General features: G+C 60.4%; 20 protein-coding genes. 1 reads left to right on the forward strand and 19 read right to left on the reverse strand.

Going from position 1 to position 18,831, the window contains the following annotated elements:
• The 19 genes from QP922_RS08435 to rho form a co-directional block, all read right to left on the reverse strand.
• Window positions 1–699, reverse strand: a 699-nt coding sequence (locus tag QP922_RS08435; RefSeq protein ID WP_284808881.1) for a thioredoxin domain-containing protein, incomplete at its 3' end; no start/stop codon positions are given.
• Window positions 696–1,004, reverse strand: a complete 309-nt coding sequence (locus QP922_RS08440; protein WP_070672463.1) for an MTH1187 family thiamine-binding protein — start codon at window positions 1,002–1,004, stop codon at window positions 696–698. The genes QP922_RS08435 and QP922_RS08440, both read right to left, overlap by 4 nt.
• Before the next feature lie 10 nt (window positions 1,005–1,014).
• Window positions 1,015–1,299: an Rv1322 family protein gene (locus tag QP922_RS08445; RefSeq protein ID WP_284808883.1), complete on the reverse strand. Its 285-nt coding sequence runs from the start codon at window positions 1,297–1,299 to the stop codon at window positions 1,015–1,017.
• Complete coding sequence (gene nucS / locus QP922_RS08450; protein WP_284808884.1) at window positions 1,299–1,991, reverse strand: endonuclease NucS; 693 nt, start codon at window positions 1,989–1,991, stop codon at window positions 1,299–1,301. Before nucS ends, QP922_RS08445 begins: the two co-directional genes overlap by 1 nt.
• 24 nt (window positions 1,992–2,015) lie before the next feature.
• Complete coding sequence (locus QP922_RS08455) at window positions 2,016–2,492, reverse strand: DUF2550 domain-containing protein (protein WP_284808886.1); 477 nt, start codon at window positions 2,490–2,492, stop codon at window positions 2,016–2,018.
• Between the two features lie 192 nt (window positions 2,493–2,684).
• Window positions 2,685–3,053: a F0F1 ATP synthase subunit epsilon gene (locus tag QP922_RS08460; RefSeq protein WP_284808888.1), complete on the reverse strand. Its 369-nt coding sequence runs from the start codon at window positions 3,051–3,053 to the stop codon at window positions 2,685–2,687.
• 10 nt (window positions 3,054–3,063) lie between these two features.
• Entirely contained in the window at window positions 3,064–4,512 is a 1,449-nt protein-coding gene (gene atpD / locus QP922_RS08465; protein WP_039674999.1) for a F0F1 ATP synthase subunit beta, read from the reverse strand.
• Between the two features lie 3 nt (window positions 4,513–4,515).
• Window positions 4,516–5,499, reverse strand: coding sequence for a F0F1 ATP synthase subunit gamma (locus tag QP922_RS08470; RefSeq protein WP_284808891.1), 984 nt, complete (start codon window positions 5,497–5,499; stop codon window positions 4,516–4,518).
• 55 nt (window positions 5,500–5,554) lie between these two features.
• A complete protein-coding gene (atpA, locus tag QP922_RS08475) occupies window positions 5,555–7,195 on the reverse strand; it encodes a F0F1 ATP synthase subunit alpha (protein WP_070672478.1) in 1,641 nt (546 codons plus the stop codon).
• Between the two features lie 60 nt (window positions 7,196–7,255).
• Entirely contained in the window at window positions 7,256–8,071 is an 816-nt protein-coding gene (locus QP922_RS08480; protein ID WP_284808894.1) for a F0F1 ATP synthase subunit delta, read from the reverse strand.
• A gap of 6 nt (window positions 8,072–8,077) precedes the next feature.
• A complete protein-coding gene (locus tag QP922_RS08485) occupies window positions 8,078–8,650 on the reverse strand; it encodes a F0F1 ATP synthase subunit B (RefSeq protein WP_039674991.1) in 573 nt (190 codons plus the stop codon).
• A gap of 44 nt (window positions 8,651–8,694) precedes the next feature.
• Window positions 8,695–8,937 carry an ATP synthase F0 subunit C gene (locus QP922_RS08490; RefSeq protein ID WP_042530472.1) on the reverse strand — a complete coding sequence of 81 codons (243 nt, stop codon included), beginning with the start codon at window positions 8,935–8,937 and terminating at the stop codon, window positions 8,695–8,697.
• Window positions 8,938–9,042: 105 nt separating this feature from the next.
• Window positions 9,043–9,855 (reverse strand): F0F1 ATP synthase subunit A, encoded by an 813-nt coding sequence (gene atpB, locus QP922_RS08495; RefSeq protein ID WP_284808897.1) that lies wholly within the window; start codon window positions 9,853–9,855, stop codon window positions 9,043–9,045.
• 458 nt (window positions 9,856–10,313) lie between these two features.
• A complete protein-coding gene (locus QP922_RS08500) occupies window positions 10,314–10,748 on the reverse strand; it encodes a Cg1360 family ATP-synthase-associated protein (protein ID WP_284808899.1) in 435 nt (144 codons plus the stop codon).
• A gap of 16 nt (window positions 10,749–10,764) precedes the next feature.
• On the reverse strand, window positions 10,765–11,940 hold the full coding sequence (locus tag QP922_RS08505; RefSeq protein ID WP_284808900.1) for an MraY family glycosyltransferase: 1,176 nt from the start codon (window positions 11,938–11,940) through the stop codon (window positions 10,765–10,767).
• Window positions 11,941–11,952: 12 nt separating this feature from the next.
• The gene (locus tag QP922_RS08510) at window positions 11,953–12,627 is read right to left on the reverse strand and encodes an L-threonylcarbamoyladenylate synthase (protein WP_284808902.1); all 675 of its coding nucleotides are present in this window, start codon (window positions 12,625–12,627) and stop codon (window positions 11,953–11,955) included.
• Window positions 12,628–12,691: 64 nt separating this feature from the next.
• Complete coding sequence (gene prmC / locus QP922_RS08515; RefSeq protein ID WP_284808903.1) at window positions 12,692–13,552, reverse strand: peptide chain release factor N(5)-glutamine methyltransferase; 861 nt, start codon at window positions 13,550–13,552, stop codon at window positions 12,692–12,694.
• 24 nt (window positions 13,553–13,576) lie between these two features.
• Entirely contained in the window at window positions 13,577–14,653 is a 1,077-nt protein-coding gene (prfA, locus tag QP922_RS08520) for a peptide chain release factor 1 (RefSeq protein WP_039674978.1), read from the reverse strand.
• The gene (gene rho, locus QP922_RS08525) at window positions 14,653–16,635 is read right to left on the reverse strand and encodes a transcription termination factor Rho (RefSeq protein ID WP_284808904.1); all 1,983 of its coding nucleotides are present in this window, start codon (window positions 16,633–16,635) and stop codon (window positions 14,653–14,655) included. Before rho ends, prfA begins: the two co-directional genes overlap by 1 nt.
• Window positions 16,636–17,043: 408 nt before the next feature.
• Between rho and QP922_RS08530 the strand changes: the two genes are divergently transcribed.
• On the forward strand, window positions 17,044–18,795 hold the full coding sequence (locus QP922_RS08530; RefSeq protein ID WP_284808905.1) for a long-chain fatty-acid--CoA ligase: 1,752 nt from the start codon (window positions 17,044–17,046) through the stop codon (window positions 18,793–18,795).
• The last annotated feature ends 36 nt before the right edge of the window (window positions 18,796–18,831 follow it).

Genomic DNA, 18,831 nt, shown 5'->3' on the forward strand with positions numbered 1-18,831 from the left:
ATTATCCTCAGCTTCCGCAATGGGGTCGCCATCCTTCGCGGATGCCTTAAGCCGCTTGAGCACCACGGTGGTGGCACGCGCCTGCTTGATTTCGGCATTGTCAGGCTCGGCGGCAAGCACCTCATCGTAAGCAGCGATAGCGGCGTCGAAATCGCCGGCATTCAGCGCGTCCTCTGCCACGAGCAGGCGCGGGTCGGATGCCTCCTCCTGGGGTTGCTCAGCACCAGTATCCTGCAGGCCGCGCAGCTGGGGGCCGAGCTTCTCGACGATCGCCGCTACCCACTGCTCCAGGTTCTCCCGTGGCTGGCTGCCTTCAAAGTTGGTGACCGGCTGGCCGGCGGCAATCGCCACGGTGGTAGGCAGGTTCTGCACACCGAAGACCTGGGCGACTTGCGGCACTACATCAGCGTTGATGTAGCCCACGATGAACTTTAAGCCGCCTGCCGCGGCCATCTCCTCGAAGTCTTTCTTCAACTGCTCCGAGGCTGGCGAACGCGGGGAACCGATAAGCGCGATGACCGGTACCTCAGCGGAGCGACGCACAAGGTCATTCTCAAAGTTTTGCTCCGTGACCTCAAAGAAGGGCTGAATTCCTGCGGGGACACCAGTGGATCCCTGCTCCTGTGCTTTCGCCTTAGCTTCTGCCTGCTGCTTAATGGCTCCCAAATCGAGGGCGCCTCCAACGTATGGTCCGGTCACTGATTCTCCTCCAGGTAACGGTTAACGGATTCTACTTTTTGGGTTATCTGCCCGGTGACACCTTCGCGAATATCGGCCTTAATAACCAGGCTCGTGCGCGGCGAGACTTTACGGACGGCATCGGTGGCCTCTTTAATCACCGCAAAGACTTCGTCCCACTCGCCTTCAATGAGGGTAAACATGGCATTGGTCTCGTTGGGTAGGCCGGATGCACGAACCACGCGCACGGCCTCCGCCACGGCGTCCGACATCTCGGCGCTCTCATCACCCACGATGGTCGGGGCTACAGAAAAGGCAACAATCATGCCCGCTAGTCTACCGCCGCTCCCAACAGTGGCGGTGCCAGTGCCGGCGGTCATCGCCTTGCCTACCGCTATCGCGCGGCCACGCCACAATGTGCGCAACCCCGGGCGGAATGTTTTGGTTGCAGCCGGGGCACACATAAAACTTCTGCGCAGCCGAACTGCCGATGTGCCGCATGATGAAGGGCTCACCATTCATCCAACTCGGCCCAGCAACGGTCTGCGAACCGAGCAACGCGCCGCCATCCCGCGGCAAGAAGCGAGGTTCCTCCCGGATTCTTCGGTTTCGGCGTGGCATTAAAACAGACGCAGCTCGTTGGACTCGATACCGCGCAGCTCCTGGTAGTCCAGCACCACGCAGCGAATCCCGCGGTCTTCAGCCAAAGTACGGGCCTGCGGCTTGATTTCCTGCGCCGCAAACACACCATGGACCGGCGCCAGCAGGTCATCGCGGTTAAGCAATTCCAGGTAACGCGTCAGCTGCTCGACGCCATCGATACCACCGCGGCGCTTGACTTCGACAGCCACGAACTCGTTCTGGGAGTTCTTCGCCATAATGTCCACCGGACCAATCGCCGTGGGATACTCGCGGCGGACAAGCGAGTACTTCTCCCCTAGCGTTTCGATGTGTTCCGCCAGAAGCTCTTGCAGGTGTGCTTCGACACCGTCCTTGACCAAGCCTGGGTCTTCGCCCAAGTCCATAGCGATGTCTTGGTGCACCTCTGCGATGGTGATACGGAGCTGTTCGCCTTTAGGGTTCTCCACCAACCACAACTTCTCGCCGGTGTCCTCGCCATCGATATCCGTAATCTCCGACTCCTCAAAGGTGCACGGAGGAGTCATCCAGTTCAACGGCTTGTAAGCACGGTCATCCGCATGCACAGACACCGAACCATCGGCCTTAATAAGGATGAGTCGGTCCGCCATAGGCAAGTGGGCGTCGAGGCGGCCGACGTAATCTACAGAGCAACGGGCGATGACTACACGCATGCCCTCTACCCTAACGGGTGCAGCCTACTTCTTTGGAAAGCGGCTGGCACGCTGGCGCATCTGATGATAGTTCAGCTTCTCCTTGCGCTTCGACGGTGCTGCTTCCACCCAGGCATTTAGGGCCATGATGCCGTGCGCATCGGAAGCAATCTCATAGTCCTTGCCATGGACGCTGATCCCCATAACCTGGTCGCTAGCGGGCATAAAAGAAGCCTCGTCATCATCCAGCGAACGGATTCCGTTCAAGGTGATGTCGAGGCGATTGAACCGCATATTGGCGCGGGGAAGAACAGAGCGAAGCTTGAAATACTCCATGTATTCGCCGTTGTAGCGCACCAAACCATGACGCCACGAATGGGAATCTTTGGCCGGCAAAACGCGCAGGAGCACCGTGGTGCCGCGCGAGCGCAGTGTAAAAAAGCGCACTGCGGCAAGAATGATGACAGCCAGAACAATCAGGAGAAGGACGAAAAGCAGCCCCTGTAACACCTGAAAATTCATGGCACACGTTCCTTTACGGCAAGGCGATATGTTTCAACGATTGTACCGCCTAGCAACATTGCAATGCCAGTTTGTGTGGGTAAGGCGAAACCCCCTGCTCCTCCTCGTGAAAGGAAGTGCAGGGGGTTCTTTTCAAGCCAGAGTGGGAAGGGCGGTCATTGCTGCCCGTTCTCTCCCCTCTCCGCTAATCCGTTAGCTGTTGAAGCGGCGCACGGCGCGCAATGCAGCGTCGCCGCGGGACCTCGTCAACTCATCCTCAGATTTCAGGTCTTCCTGAGCCTGGGCCTCATCGACCTCGCGGGCCCAGATGGCCCAATCCGCGAGGACGGTGATCTTGTTCTCGGATACGGAGAGGAAGCCACCCTGGACGGCAGCGACGCGGCGCTCGCCGTCCGCTGGGTGGATGGTCACGACGCCATTGTTGATCAGCTGACCAACCATAGGCTCGTGGCCAGGAAGCACGCCGATCTCACCCTCGGTGGTCTCAGCCGTCACCATGGTGGCCTTGCCGGTCCACAGCAGGCGCTCGACGGAAACCAATTCGGCGGTGATGTCAGCCATGTGCCTCTCCCTACTTCTTCTCGCTCAGCTTCTTGTACGCAGCCTCGACGTCGTCCAGGCCACCCAGGCCGTTGAAGGCCTGCTCTGGGTAGTGGTCGAATTCGCCGTTGCAGATGCGCTCGAAAGCGTCGATGGTGTCAGCCAGCGGCACGTAGGAGCCCGGCAGGCCGGTGAACTTCTCTGCGACGAAGAAGTTCTGGCCCAGGAAGCGCTCGATACGACGTGCTCGCTGAACGGTGACCTTGTCCTCCTCAGACAGCTCGTCCATACCAAGGATGGCGATGATGTCCTGGAGTTCCTTGTTCTTCTGCAGGATACCGATGACACGCTGTGCCACCTCGTAGTGGCGCTCGCCCACGATGGACGGCTCCAGAATACGAGAGGTAGAGGTCAGCGGGTTCACTGCCGGGTAAATACCCTTAGAAGCAATGGAACGGTCCAGCTCGGTGGTGGCATCGAGGTGGGCGAAGGTGGTGGCCGGAGCCGGGTCAGTGTAGTCATCGGCCGGCACGTAGACGGCCTGCAGGGAGGTAATGGACTTACCCTTGGTGGAGGTAATACGCTCCTGCAACACACCCATCTCATCAGCCAAGGTCGGCTGGTAACCCACAGCAGACGGCATACGGCCGAGCAGCGTGGACACCTCAGAACCTGCCTGGGTGAAACGGAAGATGTTGTCGATGAACAGCAGCACGTCCTGGTTTTGGACATCGCGGAAGTACTCCGCCATGGTCAGACCGGACAGAGCCACGCGCATACGAACTCCTGGCGGCTCATCCATCTGGCCGAACACGAGGGCGGTGTCCTGGAGTACGCCCATCTCTTCCATCTCGAGGAAGAGGTCGGTGCCCTCACGGGTGCGCTCGCCGACGCCGGCGAAGACGGAGGTACCGGAGAACTCGCGTGCGATACGAGTAATCATCTCCTGGATAAGAACGGTCTTACCCACACCTGCACCACCAAAGAGGCCAATCTTGCCGCCCTTGACGTACGGGGTGAGAAGGTCAATGACCTTAATACCGGTCTCGAGGATTTCGGTCTTACCCTCCAGCTGGTCGAATGCCGGCGGCTCGCGGTGGATGCCCCACTGCTCGCCATCGCGGCCCAGACCCGGCTGGTCGAGGCAGTCACCGAGGGCGTTGAAGACGTGGCCCTTGACCACATCGCCCACGGGGACGGAAATCGGCTTGCCAGTGTCGGTTACGGCTGCACCGCGGACGAGGCCGTCGGTCGGAGCCATGGACACGGCACGGACGAGGTTGTCACCGAGGTGCTGAGCGACCTCAAGGGTGACGGTCTTTGCAACAGCCTCGAGGGTCACCTCGACGGTCAGTGCGTTGTACAGTGCCGGCAGCCCGCCACGCGGAAACTCCACGTCGACGACCGGACCGATGACACGCACCACACGGCCGGCAGTAGCCGACGACTGTGTGTTCTGCTCTTGCAGAGCTGTAGTCATAATCTAGTCACTTTCTGCGCTTTCGGCGAGCGCCCCAGCGCCACCGACGATCTCTGTGATTTCTTGGGTAATCTGCGCCTGACGTGCCTGGTTGGCAACGCGGGAGAGGTCCTTGACCAGCTCGGTAGCGTTATCAGTTGCAGACTTCATTGCGGTACGGCGTGCGGCGGACTCGGAGGCCGAGGACTCCAAGAACATCGCAAACAGGAGGCGGGACACGTACTGCGGGAGCAGTGCTTCCATGAGGGTGTCCGCATCCGGCTCGAAGTCGTAATCAGGGGTGACCTGATTGGCCGACGAGGCGTCGGAAAGCGCGGACTCACCCATGTTGAAGTCCTCTTCCTCAATAACCGGTACCACCGGCAGCAGCTGCTGCACACGCGCCGTCTGGGTCAGCATGGACTCGAACTCGGTGTACACAACGTGCACTTGGTCGAAGCCGCGGACGGTCTCGCCCTCGAGATTGATTCCCGCGCGGGTCTTAGCCTGGCCCTTCGAACCGGCGATAAAGCCGTCGATGATGTGGTGGCGCACGTCGTGCGTCGCCTCCCAGGTCGGATCCTGTGAGAATCCAGTCCAACTGCCTGCGACCTCGGCTTCACGGAACTTGTAGAAGCCAACGCCCTTGTTACCCGTGACGTAGCGGACGGTCTCGAAGCCCTCGCTCTTCAGCAATGCTTCAAGCTCGGCCGCCTTCTTGAAGACGTTGTTGTTGTAGCCACCGCACATACCGCGGTCAGAGGAGACCACGAGGATTGCGGCAACCTTGCCATCTTCACGCTCACGGAGCATCGGGTGATCCAGGTTTGTGTGCGCGGCGAGCTTGTTCAACACGTTTGACAGCTCGTGCGCATAAGGCTGCGACGCCTCGACCCTGGCCTGTGCCTTGGTAATGCGCGAGGTAGCAATGAGCTCCTGTGCCTTGGTGATCTTCTTAGTGGAATTGACGGACCTGATGCGGTCACGCAGTTCACGAAGATTAGCCATGGTTTTCGCTCCTCCCTTCTTTTTCTAGACGGTTACTTCTTAGAGTGTGCGGACTCTACTTGGCCGTCTTGCGGGAGACGTTGAGCTCGGACTTGTTGATTTCTTCAGCGTCGAGCGGATCCACCGGAGCCTCAGTGCCGAGGTTGTGGCCCTCAGAGGTGCGGAAGGACGGGGTGAAGTCCTTGGCTGCGGCAACAAGCGCATCCTTGGACTCGTCGGTCAGAGCGGTGCCGCCCTGAATCTGCTCGAACACCTGCGGGGTTGCAGAGTTGAGGTGATCGTGCAGCTCCTTCTCGAAGCGGCGTACGTCCTCGACGGGAACGACGTCGAAGATGCCCTGGTCTGCGAGGAAGATGGAAACCATCTGGTACTCGACAGGCTGCGGAGAGGACTCGGACTGCTTCAGCAGCTCAACGAGGCGCTCACCGCGCTCCAGCTGAGCCTTGGAGGCAGAGTCAAGGTCGGACGCGAAGGCAGCGAAGGCCTGCAGGTCACGGTAGGCAGCCAGCTCAAGACGGAGGTTACCGGCAACCTTCTTCATACCCTTGGTCTGTGCTGCACCACCGACACGGGAGACGGACACACCGACGTTAATTGCCGGACGGACGCCCTGGTTGAACAGGTCGGACTCCAAGAAGACCTGGCCGTCGGTAATAGAAATCACGTTGGTCGGAATGAAGGCGGAGACGTCGTTCGCCTTCGTCTCAATGATCGGCAGTGCGGTCATGGAACCTGCACCCATGTCGTCGGAGAGCTTTGCTGCGCGCTCCAGCAGACGGGAGTGGAGGTAGAAGACGTCACCCGGGTATGCCTCGCGGCCCGGCGGGCGGCGCAGCAGAAGGGAAATCGCACGGTAGGCCTCGGCCTGCTTGGTCAGATCATCGTAAATGATCAGGACGTGGTTGCCCTGGTACATCCAGTGCTGACCCAGAGCTGCACCGGAGAACGGTGCCAGCCACTTGAAGCCGGCGGCGTCGGATGCCGGAGCAGCCACGATGGTGGTGTACTCCAGTGCACCGTGCTGCTCCAGGGTGTGGCGCACACCAGCAATGGTGGAGCCCTTCTGGCCGATGGCGACGTAGATGCAGCGGACCTGCTTGTTCTTGTCGCCAGACTCCCAGTTAGCCTTCTGGTTCAGGATGGTGTCGATACAGACGGCGGTCTTACCCGTCTTACGGTCACCAATGATCAACTGACGCTGACCACGACCAATCGGGGTCATGGCGTCAATTGCCTTGATGCCGGTCTGCATCGGCTCTTCCACCGGCTGACGCTGCAGCACGGACGGTGCCTGCAGCTCGAGGACGCGGTCCTCTTCAGCGGTGATCGGGCCCATGCCGTCAATCGGCTGGCCCAGTGGGTTGATAACGCGGCCGAGGAATTCCTCGCCCACAGGGATGGAGAGGACTTCGCCGGTCCTCTTGACCTCGTCGCCTTCCTTAAGGGACTCGAAGTTGCCCAAGACCACGACACCGATGGAGTTGGTGTCAAGGTTCTGAGCGACGCCGATGACGCCGCCTGGGAACTCGAGCAGCTCATTCGCCATGACGGACGGCAGGCCCGAAACCTGCGCAATACCGTCAGCTGCCGAAATGACCACGCCGACCTCCTCACGGGAGGCCTCCGCGGAGTAGCTCGAGGTGTAGTTCGCAATCGCGCTACGGATCTCGTCGGAGGAGATCGTCAGCTCCGCCATGTTCTTCCTGCTCTCGGTAGTATCTTCCAGCAATTACTTAATCGTTTCTGTCGTTTCGGCTTATGCCATGACAGCACGAAGGCGGGAAATCTTGCCTGCCGTCGAACCATCAATGACTTCGTCGCCAACGCGGATGGTCATACCACCGAGGAGGCTGGTGTCAACCTCAGAGTGGATGGACATCGCACGACCATAAATTTTGCCCAGCTTTTCAGCGAGTGCTGCCCGCTGGCTATCGTTTAGCTCACCCGCCGACGTCACGCGCGCAATGGAGCGGCCCTGCAGCTCGGCTGCGGAGTCTGCCAGTGCGGCAATATCATCAATCGGGTTCTGCTCCGGGCGGCCAATGGCCTGCAGCGCGAGCGCCTCAGTGACCATAGTGACCTTGCCGTAGAGCACGCTTGCCAGCAGTCCAACCTTGCGGTCGGACGTCGCAGTACGGTCTGAAAGCAGCTGGGTCAGTTCGCCTTCGCGGTCCAGCACGCGCGACAGGGAGAAGAGCTCGTCTTCTACCTGGCCCAGCTTGCCCTCGGACTCAGCGCCACGCAGAAGAGCGCGGCGGCCAAGCTTCACGAGGCCACGGGCAATATCACGCGGGGAGGACCACTGTGCGGCGGCGGCTTCCTCGAGCACCTGCTGTGCTACCGGGGAAATCTTGCCGCCGAAAAGCTTCTGGACCAAGGACTTACGATCCTCAGAGGAGGCCGCATCATCGGTCAGGGCAACGCGCAGTTCGCGGTCACCGTCGAGGACGCGGACAACCTCGAAGAGGTCCTGGCCTGCCTGGGTAGCAGTAGCTACCGAGTTGTCGCCGGAAAGAAAACCATCCAGCTTGGACTCAACGGTAGCGAGTGCTTCGCGGCTAGCTGCCTTCATCGTTGCCTACTTTCCGGCCGGTGCCACAGTGTCGAGCTCGGACAGGAAGCTATCAATGGTGGAGGACTGCTTCGTGGCGTCGGAAAGTTCGCCGCCGAGAAGCTTCTCTGCCAAGTTGATGGAGTTCTGTCCGATGTCGGAACGCAGCTCAGACACGACCTGTGCGCGGGAAGCTTCCAGCTGCTTCTCGCCAGCGGCAAGAATGCGACGAGACTCTTCTTCTGCAGCTTCCTTAGCCTCTGCCTCGATCAGCTTGCCGCGCTCACGCGCCTGCTCACGGATCTCAGCAGCCTCTGCTCGAGCGTCAGCGAGCTGAGCGTTGTACTTTTCCAAAGCGGCCTTTGCTTCGGCCTGCTGAGCCTCCGCACGCTTAAGGCCACCCTCGATCCGGTCTTCACGCTCCTGCAACATCTTGCTGTATGCCGGAAGGACAAACTTCCAGAAAATCAGCAGGATGACGGCGAACGGAATGAGAGACCAGACCAAGTCGTACATCTTGGGCGAAAGGATGGAGTTGCCGCTCTCCAGCGGCAGGTGCTCACTTCCTTCCGCTGCAAGGTAGTAAATGACGTTGTTCATGGGGCTCCGTTCTTAAAGTTCGATTTACTTGTGTAAAGCGCTCTTTAGAACAGGAAGCCTGCAACGAGGCCGATGAGGGCGAGGGCCTCAACGAAGGCGATACCCAGGAACATGGTGGTACGCAGCTGACCAGCCATCTCCGGCTGACGAGCCATGCCCTCGACGGTCTTGCCGACGAGGATACCGATGCCCAGACCCGGGCCGATGGTTGCGATGCCGTAGCCGATGGCGCCGAGGCCCTTGAGGGTGGACTCAGCAGCGTCCTGAGCAAGAATGATTTCGTTCATGATGAAAGTCGTTCCCTTTCAATGTTTCTCCCGCGGACTGTTCCGCAGGAAGCAGTGAGGATGGATTCTGGGGATATTTAGTTAACCGCGAGGTTCGCGTTGTTGTTAGTGCGAGTCTGCATGCAGCGACAATTCGATGTATACCGCCGTCAGCAGGGCAAAGATGTATGCCTGCAGGAAGATGACGATAATCTCGTAAATCGTGAACAGAACCGCTGCGACCAGCGTCAGGCCACTCAATGCGGTCCAGGCGTTGAACTGGAAGAAGAAGAAGTTCGTTGCCGAGTACAACAGGACCAAAATGAGGTGACCAGCCAGGAAGTTCGCCATCAGACGAAGTGCCAGCGTGACTGGACGCATAACGAACGTAGAGAATGCCTCAATCGGCACAACAAGAACGTGCAGCAACGGCGGAAGGTTAGGAATAACCACCGAGGACTTGACGAACTTGCCGAAACCGAAGCGCTTCGCGCCGGCGTAGATCATGGCGATGTACGCCACGATGGCCAACACGATCGGCATACCAATACGGGCGTTCGGAGAGATGTTCAGGCCCGGAACAATAGTTGCTACGTTCCAGAACAAAACGCCGAAGAAGATAGAGGCCAAAATCGGAAGGAAACGGCGTCCTTCCTTCTTGCCCAAGATGTCTTCTGCGATGTGAATTCGCACGAAGTCAATCGCATGCTCGCCTACGTTCTGCAATCCTTTAGGAACCAGCTTGGGGTTCTTAAAGGCGACAACAAAAAGGAGCACCAGGATGGCTGCCATGAACAGGCGAACCAGCATGATGCGATCCAAAGCGAACCAACCGTTGGCGAAGTCAGCAAACAAGAGGTCGACGACTTCACCGTCATCGGTTACGTGCCCCGGGAAAAGTTCTGGATCCAGTTCGGGTGCGTGAAAGCTACCCTTCATGGCCAATGTTGTAACGCTCAGCGTTCTCTCCCGTGTTCGGGCCACACAGCTTGTCGAAGGCTATGTGGTGCGATGGACGTCTTCAGCTCTTTGCCTTGATCACGGACTCCGTCGCACATCAGCGTGAACAAGACAAGGATAAACCGCACTGTATCGGGCTAGCATGACACTAACCCGCGGTAACCCGAAGTGAATGGTATCAGTTTGATGACAAGTTTTCGCACGTGGGGGCACCGTGCCTCAAGCAACTCGCTACCCCACCCTCACGGATAGACCTAAAACGCCTACATTCTGCCAAAACCCCAGTCAGTGGACTTGGTCACATACCCCTATTTGCCCACCTTGACGGGGGTAACTCCGAGTGTCAGCAATGCCACATCAATACATACAAAAGCCACCCTCCTAGGGTATCCAGTAAGGGTGGCAAGCATGGTGGTCGGGGTGATACCCCGGCTGAGTTACGACACGTACGTCACGTTGGAGGTCACGACTCCCCATACCTCAGTTCCCAGGGTGACCGCCAATGCACAAAGAACGGTGACAAAAAGCGCCATAGTGTCGTAGAACTCCAAGTCCTTAATGAGCAGCAGGACCATAATGAGGATGACCACCTTGAGCAGCCATCCGCCAAGGACCACAGCCATGGTCGTGGACGGCGTCGTACGAGCAGTCAGCAGCACCGAAGCGGCCGTAAAGAGCACGAAACCACCGCCGATGGCTGCGCCAACCAGCACGCCCAGAAGGCCCGGCGTGCCACGCACTCCGCCCCAAATGGCGAGGGAGGCGATGGTCACCACCACGAGCCCCATCGCACCCAAGCGCAGTGCGCGTTTCAGCGGGCGGCGATGATCGTCGTAGGGCGATAGCTGGTCAGAGCTCGTTGATTCAGTCACAGCCCCTTACCCTACCTCAGGAGGGATCCAATTCGAGCACCACGCTCGTGGGACGAGACTTGCGCCCAATCTTGCCCTGGCGCAGCGGGATGAGGGTCACCACGAAGGCGACGACAAGGGCAAGCACGGCTAGTGCCGCTGCCACGGGCGCGGGAACGATGGAAAAGGACACCGCACCAAACCCCACCGCTGAGACCCACAAGTAGAGCACGAGCACCGTCCGGCGGTGCGTATGCCCCAATGACAGCAAGCGGTGGTGGATATGCGCCTTGTCCGCCGCGAAAGGCGAGCGCCCCTGGGAAACGCGGCGAATAACCGCCCAGACAAGGTCCAGGACTGGAATAAAGACCGCCGCGATGACCACGATCACCGGTGACATGAGTGCCACCATGTCCACCGTTCCGTACAGCGACATGTTGATTTTGCCCGAAGCCGAGGTGGATGCAGCCGCCAGCAGCAAGCCAATGAGCATCGCACCGCTATCGCCCATAAAGATGCGTGAGGGCTCGAAGTTATGCGGCAAGAAGCCGGCACACATTCCCACGAGTGCGGCAGCAATAATCGCCGGCGGATAGGCCGAGACTGCCCCGCCTTGGTCATGCAGTACCGTGAGCGAGAAGACGAGAATGGCGCCACCAGCAATCATGCCAAGGCCCGCAGCCAAACCGTCGAGACCATCGACGAAATTGATGGCGTTGATGAGCAGCACCGTAAAGAACACAGTCAAGAGTGTGCTCTGGACTTGGTCGAGGATAACCGTGGTTCCATCACCAAATGGCAGGAAGAGCAATGTCCACGTCAGGCCTAAACCGCTCATGAGTGCAGCGGCGACAAGCTGGCCCACCAGTTTGACTATCGCGCTCAGCTCAATCAGATCATCGACCACGCCCACCAGCACAATGGCCGCAGCCGACCAGAGCACGGCATTCATCTCAGGAGTCACGGGCATAAAGCCACGAGTCAAGGCTGGAAGCTGGCCTGCAAGATAGACTGCCGCAGCAAAGCCAGTAAACATAGCCACGCCGCCCAACTGCGGGGTGGGTTGCGAGTGGCTATCGCGCAGGCGAATCTCCGCCACCCGGCCCGTGCGCACGAGAAAAGTACGCACCAGACCAGTGCTGAGATACGTAAATGCAGCCGCGACGAAGATGACCAAGGCCAATTCTCGCAGCGGCACGCCTGTTCCTGCCACGGTGCGCGCTCCTTAGCTCTGTGCGCTCGGGCGGGTGCGCAGGGACTCTGGGGTTACACCAATCACTTCAGCGATCTCTTCGGCCGTCAACGCTCCCTCGCGCAGCAAATAGGGGTGCGGACCGGAGAGATCAATGATCGTCGAGGGCTTGCCAATCTCTGCTTCCCCACCATCGAGGTACACCGTCACCGCTTTGCCCAGCTGTTGCTTAGCAGCGATGGCGGTCGTTGGTGGCTGGTGGCCGGAGATATTCGCTGAGGAGACAGCCATGGGGCCGACCTCACGCAGCAGCTCAATGGCGATGGGGTGAAGCGGCATGCGCAGCATCACCGTGCCGCGCGTATCCCCCAGGTTCCACGGCAGAGACGGCGCCTGCTCGACGACGATCGACAGCCCGCCAGGCCAGAACGCCTCGATAAGGTTCTGGGCTGTGTCATCCAACCGTGCCACGAGGCCTTTAACGGTATCCCACGACCCCACCAGCACCGGTACCGGCATATCGGGTCCTCGATGCTTGGTGGCAAGGAGGCTGGCCACCGCGTCGTTATCGAAGGCATCACAGCCCAGCCCGTAGAGGGTATCGGTAGGCATGACCACGAGACGCCCAGACTTAGCTGCCTTGACTGCGAGCTCCATGCCTTCTTCGCGCTCGGCTGCATCCGCGCAGTTAAAAATCTGTCCCTGCATCGGTGAGATTCTCCTTTATGCCACGCTCATTGTGCGTCGGCTGGTTGGCCAATCCTTGACCAATCTACTGTACTCCGCGCACTGCCGTCACAAACCGCGCGGTACCTGTGAGGTCACGAAGTATGTCGACCTGCTCGAATCCGCCATGCGCGCGGAATGCTTCCTGGACCTTGTGGGAGGTCTCATCATCATGCTCAAGGCCTACTCTCCCGCCTGGGCGCAATAGGCGCGCGATGGTGGGAATCATGGCGGTAATGGTGTCCATCCCGTCCGCCCCACCAAAGACGGCCTCGTGGGGGTCCTGGTACACCTCCGGCTCCAGGTCCGGAGTCTCGGGAACGTAGGGCGGATTCGTAAGCACGAAGTCCACGGTGCCATCCAACTCGGAAAGGACCTGTGGGTCTGTCACATCACCCTGAACCAACTGAAGTTCAGGGGCGTGACGTGCGGCGTTGCGCTGGGCATAGGCCAGGGAGGCGTCGGAAAGCTCCACGCCCCACACCTGTGCCCGCTGCAGATAGTGCGCGACGTAGAGCGCCAGCGCCCCGGACCCCGTACACAGGTCAACGACACGACTTTCCTCTGCGTGAGTTTTCTGAAGAAATCTCACGCACCAATCGGAAAGCACCTCCGTCTCTGGGCGCGGAATGAACACGCCAGGTCCCACCTCAAGCTCGAGCGGACCGAACCACGCGTGGCCCAGGATGTACTGGAGGGGCTCGCGCGCTTCACGACGCCCCACCAGCGCCCCATAGGCCACGTCAAAACCCGGGATGGGCGCTTGATCCATGGGGATATCCATGTGACCGCAGTGGATGAGATGCGCGGCCAGCAGGCGTGCGTCCCACTCGGGTGAGGGGACTCCGGCAGCGCGAAGGCGCCCCGCGGCATCGCGAAGCGCCTCCTGATAGGTGTGAAACGTCACCGTGTGTCGTCCTAGCCTTATGCCCTAGCCCTCGGCCTCAAGGCGCTCAGCACGCTCCTGGGCCTGGAGGGCCTCAATAAGTTCGTGCATATCGCCGTTGAGCACCGCGTCTAGGTTGTTGGCCTTGTAGCCAATGCGGTGATCGGTAATACGGTTCTCCGGCCAGTTATACGTGCGGATGCGCTCGGAGCGGTCCATGGTGCGCACCTGGGAGGCGCGCTGCTCGCCGGCTTCGGCCTCACGGGCTTCGCGTTCCATCTGGTCGAGGCGAGCTTGCAGAACCTGCAGGGCACGCGCCTTGTTCTGGATCTGGGAACGTTCCTTCTGACACGTCACCACCAGGCCGGTCGGCAGGTGGGTAATACGCACAGCGGAGTCAGTGGTGTTGACACCCTGACCGCCCTTACCGGAGGAACGGTACACGTCGACGCGGATATCCTTATCGTCGATGTTGACTGCTTCGACTTCTTCCGGCTCTGGGTAGACCAGAACGCCGGCAGCCGAGGTCTGGATGCGGCCCTGGGACTCCGTTACCGGGATGCGCTGCACGCGGTGCACGCCGCCCTCAAACTTGAACACGCTCCAGGCACCGTCGCGGGACGGGGTCTTGGACTTGAAGGAGATGGACATGTCCTTCACGCCGCCCAGATCCGACTCGTTGAGGCCTAGGACCTCCCACTGGAAGCCGGCCTTGTCGGCAAAGCGCTCGTACATGCGAGCCAGGTCGCCGGCGAAGAGGGCTGCCTCTTCACCACCGGCACCGGCCTTAATCTCCATAATGATGTCCTCGGAGTCCTGCTCATCGCGCGGTGCGAGCAGGTCAGCGAGCTTTTCTTCCAATTCCACGACGAGCGGCTCGAGGCGGTCGACCTCAGGCTGGAACTCGTGGTCTTCGTAGGCCATTTCCTTGGCATCGGCCAAGTCCTGTCGGGCCTGGACCAGCTCGTCGTTCACGGCGACGATGGGTCGCAGCTCGGCATAGCGCTTGGACAGCTTGCGGAACTGGGACTGATCACCGGCTACCTCCGGATCAGCCATCTGCATTTCGATGCCCTGGTACTCGGAGACAATATCGTCAACGAGGGAAACCTGGTTCGACATTACTTGTAGTCCTCCTCATCGGTGTCTGCTGCCATAGGCGCAGAGGACGCCACCTGCATGAGGAACTCACCGTTGGAGCGGGTCTTCTTGAGCTGCTTGATGAGCAAGTCAATGGCGGCGAAGGAGTCCAGACCAGAGAGGATACGCCGCAGCTTGGTCATGATGCGTGCTTCCTCCGGGACGAGCAAGAGCTCGTCCTTGCGGGTGCCGGACGGGTTGACGTCCACAGCCGGGAAGATGCGGCGCTCAGAGATGGCGCGGTCAAGCTTGAGCTCGGCGTTGCCGGTGCCCTTGAACTCCTCGAAGATGACGGTGTCACCGGTGGAGCCGGTCTCCACCATCGCGGTGGCGATGATGGTCAGCGAACCGCCGTTTTCGATGTTGCGGGCAGCACCGAGGAAACGCTTCGGCGGGTAAAGGGCGTTGGAGTCCACACCGCCGGAAAGGATGCGGCCGGAGGCCGGCGAAGAGTTGTTGTAGGCACGGCCCAGGCGAGTAATGGAGTCGAGCAGGACGACGACATCCTTGCCCTGCTCCACCAAGCGCTTGGCGCGCTCGATGGCCAGCTCTGCCACGGAGGTGTGCTCTGACGGCGGGCGGTCAAAGGTAGAGGCAATGACCTCACCGTTGACGCTGCGCTGCATGTCGGTGACCTCTTCAGGACGCTCGTCCACGAGGACAACCATGAGGTAGCACTCCGGATTGTTCGTGGCAATCGCATTAGCGATGTTCTGCAGAATCGTCGTCTTACCGGCCTTCGGCGGGGAGACGATGAGCGCACGCTGACCCTTACCAATCGGCATGATGAGGTCAATGACACGGGTCGTGAGGATCTTCGGGTCCGTTTCCAGGCGCAGACGCTGATTCGGGTAGAGCGGGGTGAGCTTGGCGAAGTCCGGACGCTCTTTGGCGCTCGACGGATCGAGACCATTAACGGTATCGACCTCCACCAGCTGGTTGTACTTGCGGCGGTTGCGGCCGTTGCCGTGGGTGTGGGTCGGGCCAGAAACCTTGACCTTGCCGGTCAGCGCATCGCCGGAGCGCAGGCCCAAGCGGCGCACGAGGTTGTTGTTGACAAAGACATCGGAGCTCGCTGCGCGGTAACCCGTGGTGCGCAGGAAGGCCACGTTGTTGTCTACGACCTCCAGGATGCCGCCAACGACCTGCACCTCATCGCCCTCGCGGATCTGCAAGTCATTGCCACCATTGCTGCCGCCATCGCGGTCACGGCCGCGGCGGTTGCGGCGGTTACGACGGTTGCGACGTCCGCCACCACCATGGTTGTTGTCGTCATCGTGGCGGTTGTTGTTATCACGGCGGTTGTTGCCGCCGTTATTGTTACCACCATTATTGTTGCCGCCACCATTGTCGTTTCGGCCCTGGTTGTCCTCCGACTTGCCCTGGCCGTCGTGGTTGGCGTCGTTCTTGCCGCCCTGGTTGCCAGAGTTGCCCTTGTCCTGGCCACTGTTGTTTTGGCCACCGTTATTGTGGTCATCGTGACCGGAAGCCTTAGCCTCTTCGCGCGCCTCACGCTCCTGGCGGCGGGCACGGTTGCGGCGAGCGCGGCGGGCCTGGGAGCGCGATTCATAGCGCTGCTCGTCGTTCTTGCCACCCTTGTCCGCGTTGTTATCACCCTGCTCAGCGCCCTGGTCGGAGCCCTGCTCAGGGTTACTATTGGCGCCCTTCTGGGCATCGTGGCTCTTCTCCTCGGCGGAACCAGCCGGGCGGGAGGCCTTGCGCGCGGCGCGGCGCGGAGTGGAGGCCTTCTCCTCGGTCTTGTCCTCTGCCTTGGGGGCGTCGGCAGCCTTTGCCGCTGCCTTCGCGGCACGCACCGGAACCTGGCCGGTGGTCAGAGCAGTAATGAGGTCCCCCTTGCGCAGTCCGGAGACGCCGCGGAGTCCGCGTTCCGCTGCAAGCTTGCGCAGTTCCGGCAGCTTCAGGGACGCCAAGTCCTGTGCTGCGGTCTTGTCCGTATCGCTCACGGATATCCTTTCGTCGCTTCACCAACGAGCACCAACATGGCCAGGCCGCAATCAAGCGGTACAGCCCACGCGTGGGGCGTTGGAAGCCAGTGTGTAATTGAAGTGGTCCGCCGCCACCAGCGAGTTCACGCAACCGCGATCCCCGTGGGCGGTGGGTTTGTGTGGCTCTCCCCTCGTAGACGCGCCCCCGCGGCGCGGAAAAGAACTAAAGCCGTGGGTCACTGATGGGAGATGTTTTAAGAGGCGACTGCGAGCGTATCTCTACTCCCCTTCACCGTCGTGCACAGTCTCACGAGTGCGCACCGTGGAGGATGCTCGGAAGGTGCGGGGAAGGCCTCCCCGCCAGTCGCGGATAACTATACCGCATCCTTCCACCGCGCTCACACTGACACGGCTAAAGTGGTACGCATGCTCTCCACCATGCAGGATATCCCCCTGTCCCTGACGCGCATCCTGGAGTACGGTTCCTCCGTCCACGGCCAAACTCAGGTCATCACGTGGCATAGTGACGATCCGGGCAATGAGCGCGAGGAAACCACCTTCGCCGATATTGGGGCACGTGCCGCAGCTTTCGCTCATGCGCTTCATGACACTCTCGGGGTTACCGGCGATGAACGCGTGGGGTCATTGCTATGGAATTGTGCGGAGCACCTCGAGGTCCTCTTTGGCACCGCCTGCAAAGGCGCGGTCTTTACCCCGCTCAACAAGCAGCTGATGAATGACCAGATTCGGCACATCGTCAACCATGCGGAAGTACAAGTTATTGTCGCCGATGGGCGCCTTGGCCAGCAGCTTGCGGATGTCCTCAAGGGCGTGGAGTGTGTGCGTGCGGTGGTCTTTACGGACGTCGATAAGCTCACTGTTCCCATGCCCCAGGGCATCGAGGTCTACAGCTACGAGGAGCTGCTCGATGGCCGCTCGACGGTCTATGACTGGCCCACCTTGGATGAGCACACCGCGGCCGCCCTGTGTTATTCCACCGGTACCACCGGCGCGCCCAAAGGCGTGCTCTACTCGCACCGCGCGCTGTATCTCGAGGGCATGCAGCTGCGTGCTTCCGATTCGCTGTGCGTGACACATGGAGAGACCTTCCTCTGCTGTATTCCCATCTATCACGTGCTGAGCTGGGGCGTTCCTTTTGCGGCGTGGATGACGGGCACGCCGCTGGTGCTTCCCGACGCCGACGTCTCCCCCGCCACCCTGGCCAAAATCATCGCCGCAACCTCCCCGCGCGTAGCGCATGGCGTGCCCACCATTTGGATTCAGCTCTTTGTGCACTACCTCAAGAACCCGCCGGAGCGCATGACGCTCACCGAAATTTTTGCCGGTGGCTCGCCTGTGCCACCACAGCTCATCAAGATGTGGGAGGAGCGCTACGGTGTCGACGTGGTGCACGTCTGGGGCATGGCGGAGACTACCACCGTCGGAACCGTTGCGCGCCCGCCTTCAGGTGCTTCCGGCGAGGCGCGCTGGGCCTACCGCATCTCCCAGGGCCGCTTCCCTGCCTCCCTGCAGTACCGCGTGGTCAATGACGGGCATGTGGTCAACACCACCGACCGCAACGCCGGCGAGATTCAGGTGCGCGGCAACCTCGTTACTGGTTCCTACTATCACTCGCCCACCTCCGAAGACGGCGGTGCCGCCCACGAGTTCCGCGGCAAGGACGTGGAGGATGCCGAGTCCAAGTTCACTGCGGATGGATGGCTGCGCACCGGTGACGTCGGCTACGTCAACGAGGATGGCTTCCTTACCGTGGAGGACCGCGCCCGTGACGTCATCCGCTCCGGTGGCGAGTGGATCTATTCAGTACAGCTAGAAAACCTCATCATGGCCAACCCGTTGGTGCTCGAATGCGCCGTTATTGGCTACCCGGATAAGCAATGGGTCGAGCGCCCACTTGCCGTCACAGTGTTGGCAGCGGGGATTTCCCCCACCATTGAGACCGCCGAGCGTCTGCGCGATGCTATGCGCTCAGAGCTGCCCTCCTGGATGCTTCCGGAGTACTGGACCTTTGTGAAATCCATCGATAAGACCTCCGTGGGCAAGTTCGATAAGAAGGACCTGCGTGCTCACCTGGCTGAAGGTGACTACAACATCATCCGTCTCAAGGGGCCGGGCGAGTCACAGCGCTTAGACGCCGAAGAGGGCGCACCACAATAAAGAGGCCGAGCGACTATAGATCTGCTTTTACTCCGG

The sequence above is a fragment of the Corynebacterium sp. MSK218 genome, assembly GCF_030232655.1.
Taxonomy (GTDB): Bacteria; Actinomycetota; Actinomycetes; order Mycobacteriales; family Mycobacteriaceae; genus Corynebacterium.

Coding starts and splice junctions, on each gene's coding strand:
- QP922_RS08440 (WP_070672463.1), bottom strand. CDS start 1,004: ATGATTGTTGCCTTTTCTGTAGCCCCGACCATCGTGGGTGATGAGAGC.
- QP922_RS08445 (WP_284808883.1), bottom strand. CDS start 1,299: ATGCCACGCCGAAACCGAAGAATCCGGGAGGAACCTCGCTTCTTGCCG.
- nucS (WP_284808884.1), bottom strand. CDS start 1,991: ATGCGTGTAGTCATCGCCCGTTGCTCTGTAGATTACGTCGGCCGCCTC.
- QP922_RS08455 (WP_284808886.1), bottom strand. CDS start 2,492: ATGAATTTTCAGGTGTTACAGGGGCTGCTTTTCGTCCTTCTCCTGATT.
- QP922_RS08460 (WP_284808888.1), bottom strand. CDS start 3,053: ATGGCTGACATCACCGCCGAATTGGTTTCCGTCGAGCGCCTGCTGTGG.
- atpD (WP_039674999.1), bottom strand. CDS start 4,512: ATGACTACAGCTCTGCAAGAGCAGAACACACAGTCGTCGGCTACTGCC.
- QP922_RS08470 (WP_284808891.1), bottom strand. CDS start 5,499: ATGGCTAATCTTCGTGAACTGCGTGACCGCATCAGGTCCGTCAATTCC.
- atpA (WP_070672478.1), bottom strand. CDS start 7,195: ATGGCGGAGCTGACGATCTCCTCCGACGAGATCCGTAGCGCGATTGCG.
- QP922_RS08480 (WP_284808894.1), bottom strand. CDS start 8,071: ATGAAGGCAGCTAGCCGCGAAGCACTCGCTACCGTTGAGTCCAAGCTG.
- QP922_RS08485 (WP_039674991.1), bottom strand. CDS start 8,650: ATGAACAACGTCATTTACTACCTTGCAGCGGAAGGAAGTGAGCACCTG.
- QP922_RS08490 (WP_042530472.1), bottom strand. CDS start 8,937: ATGAACGAAATCATTCTTGCTCAGGACGCTGCTGAGTCCACCCTCAAG.
- atpB (WP_284808897.1), bottom strand. CDS start 9,855: ATGAAGGGTAGCTTTCACGCACCCGAACTGGATCCAGAACTTTTCCCG.
- QP922_RS08510 (WP_284808902.1), bottom strand. CDS start 12,627: ATGCAGGGACAGATTTTTAACTGCGCGGATGCAGCCGAGCGCGAAGAA.
- prfA (WP_039674978.1), bottom strand. CDS start 14,653: ATGTCGAACCAGGTTTCCCTCGTTGACGATATTGTCTCCGAGTACCAG.
- QP922_RS08530 (WP_284808905.1), top strand. CDS start 17,044: ATGCTCTCCACCATGCAGGATATCCCCCTGTCCCTGACGCGCATCCTG.